The 3,304-nt window shown below is 56.8% G+C and carries 1 rRNA gene; it reads right to left on the reverse strand.

Annotation, left to right across the window (positions count from 1 at the left end):
* Positions 1–32: 32 nt before the first annotated feature.
* Positions 33–3,152, reverse strand: a 23S ribosomal RNA gene (locus ACF09C_RS37165).
* Positions 3,153–3,304 lie beyond the last annotated feature (152 nt).

Consider the following 3,304-nt stretch of genomic DNA (forward strand, 5'->3'; position numbering starts at 1 on the left):
CTTCAGAACTAACACAGTGGACGCGAGCAACTGAGGACAAGCCCTCGGCCTATTAGTACCGGTCAGCTCCACCCATTACTGGGCTTCCACATCCGGCCTATCAACCCAGTCGTCTACTGGGAGCCTTACCCTCTCAAGGAGGTGGGAATACTCATCTCGAAGCAGGCTTCCCGCTTAGATGCTTTCAGCGGTTATCCCTCCCGAACGTAGCCAACCAGCCATGCCCTTGGCAGGACAACTGGCACACCAGAGGTTCGTCCGTCCCGGTCCTCTCGTACTAGGGACAGCCCTTCTCAATATTCCTACGCGCACAGAGGATAGGGACCGAACTGTCTCACGACGTTCTAAACCCAGCTCGCGTACCGCTTTAATGGGCGAACAGCCCAACCCTTGGGACCGACTCCAGCCCCAGGATGCGACGAGCCGACATCGAGGTGCCAAACCATCCCGTCGATATGGACTCTTGGGGAAGATCAGCCTGTTATCCCCGGGGTACCTTTTATCCGTTGAGCGACGGCGCTTCCACAAGCCACCGCCGGATCACTAGTCCCGACTTTCGTCCCTGCTCGACCCGTCGGTCTCACAGTCAAGCTCCCTTGTGCACTTACACTCAACACCTGATTGCCAACCAGGCTGAGGGAACCTTTGGGCGCCTCCGTTACCCTTTGGGAGGCAACCGCCCCAGTTAAACTACCCATCAGACACTGTCCCTGATCCGGATCACGGACCGAGGTTAGACATCCAGCACGACCAGAGTGGTATTTCAACGGCGACTCCACAACCACTGGCGTGGCTGCTTCAAAGTCTCCCACCTATCCTACACAAGCCGAACCGAACACCAATATCAAACTGTAGTAAAGGTCCCGGGGTCTTTCCGTCCTTCTGCGCGAAACGAGCATCTTTACTCGTAGTGCAATTTCACCGGGCCTATGGTTGAGACAGTCGAGAAGTCGTTACGCCATTCGTGCAGGTCGGAACTTACCCGACAAGGAATTTCGCTACCTTAGGATGGTTATAGTTACCACCGCCGTTTACTGGCGCTTAAGTTCTCAGCTTCGCAACCCCGAAAGGTCACTAACCGGTCCCCTTAACGTTCCAGCACCGGGCAGGCGTCAGTCCGTATACATCGCCTTACGGCTTCGCACGGACCTGTGTTTTTAGTAAACAGTCGCTTCTCGCTGGTCTCTGCGGCCACCCCCAGCTCAGGAAGCAAGTTCCCTCACCAGTGATGGCCCCCCTTCTCCCGAAGTTACGGGGGCATTTTGCCGAGTTCCTTAACCATAGTTCACCCGAACGCCTCGGTATTCTCTACCTGACCACCTGAGTCGGTTTAGGGTACGGGCCGCCATGAAACTCGCTAGAGGCTTTTCTCGACAGCATAGGATCATCCACTTCACCACAATCGGCTCGGCATCAGGTCTCAGCCTTAACGTGTGACGGATTTGCCTACCACACGGCCTACACCCTTACCCCGGGACAACCACCGCCCGGGCTGGACTACCTTCCTGCGTCACCCCATCGCTTACCTACTACCACCTTGGTTCGCCGGCTCCACCACTTTCCTTTCCCCGAAGGGTCCGGAACGGCTTCACGGGCTTAGCATTAATGGGCTCGATATTGGGCGTTTCAAAGCGGGTACCGGAATATCAACCGGTTGTCCATCGACTACGCCTGTCGGCCTCGCCTTAGGTCCCGACTTACCCTGGGCAGATCAGCTTGACCCAGGAACCCTTAGTCAATCGGCGCACACGTTTCTCACGTGTGTATCGCTACTCATGCCTGCATTCTCACTCGTGAACCGTCCACAACTCGCTTCCGCGGCTGCTTCACCCGGCACACGACGCTCCCCTACCCATCACAGCACCCGTTGGGGCTTATTGCTGCAATGACACGACTTCGGCGGTACGCTTGAGCCCCGCTACATTGTCGGCGCGGAATCACTTGACCAGTGAGCTATTACGCACTCTTTCAAGGGTGGCTGCTTCTAAGCCAACCTCCTGGTTGTCTCTGCGACTCCACATCCTTTCCCACTTAGCGTACGCTTAGGGGCCTTAGTCGATGCTCTGGGCTGTTTCCCTCTCGACCATGGAGCTTATCCCCCACAGTCTCACTGCCGCGCTCTCACTTACCGGCATTCGGAGTTTGGCTAAGGTCAGTAACCCGGTAGGGCCCATCGCCTATCCAGTGCTCTACCTCCGGTAAGAAACACACGACGCTGCACCTAAATGCATTTCGGGGAGAACCAGCTATCACGGAGTTTGATTGGCCTTTCACCCCTAACCACAGGTCATCCCCCAGGTTTTCAACCCTGGTGGGTTCGGTCCTCCACGAAGTCTTACCTCCGCTTCAACCTGCCCATGGCTAGATCACTCCGCTTCGGGTCTTGAGCGTGCTACTAGATCGCCCTATTCGGACTCGCTTTCGCTACGGCTTCCCCACACGGGTTAACCTCGCAACACACCGCAAACTCGCAGGCTCATTCTTCAAAAGGCACGCAGTCACGACATACAGCAAGCTGTATGCGACGCTCCCACGGCTTGTAGGCACACGGTTTCAGGTACTATTTCACTCCGCTCCCGCGGTACTTTTCACCATTCCCTCACGGTACTATCCGCTATCGGTCACCAGGGAATATTTAGGCTTAGCGGGTGGTCCCGCCAGATTCACACGGGATTTCTCGGGCCCCGTGCTACTTGGGTGTCTCTCAAACGAGCCGTCAATGTTTCAGCTACGGGGGTCTTACCCTCTACGCCGGACCTTTCGCATGTCCTTCGCCTACATCAACGGTTTCTGACTCGTCTCACAGCCGGCAGACTGTGAAAGAGAGATCCCACAACCCCGCATGCGCAACCCCTGCCGGGTATCACACGCATACGGTTTGGCCTCATCCGGTTTCGCTCGCCACTACTCCCGGAATCACGGTTGTTTTCTCTTCCTGAGGGTACTGAGATGTTTCACTTCCCCTCGTTCCCTCCACATGCCCTATGTGTTCAGGCATGGGTGACAGCCCATGACGACTGCCGGGTTTCCCCATTCGGAAACCCCCGGATCAAAGCCTGGTTGACGGCTCCCCGGGGACTATCGTGGCCTCCCACGTCCTTCATCGGTTCCTGGTGCCAAGGCATCCACCGTGCGCCCTTAAAAACTTGGCCACAGATGCTCGCGTCCACTGTGTAGTTCTCAAGCAACGACCAGCCACCCATCACCCTGCCCTGACGGACAAGTTCACTGGGGCCGGCATCGCGAAGGTTCGACCAACCGGCCGTACCCTCAGATACCCAACAACGTGCCAGGCACAGTCCGT

The sequence above is a fragment of the Streptomyces sp. NPDC014870 genome, from assembly GCF_043081505.1.
Taxonomy (GTDB): Bacteria; Actinomycetota; Actinomycetes; order Streptomycetales; family Streptomycetaceae; genus Streptomyces.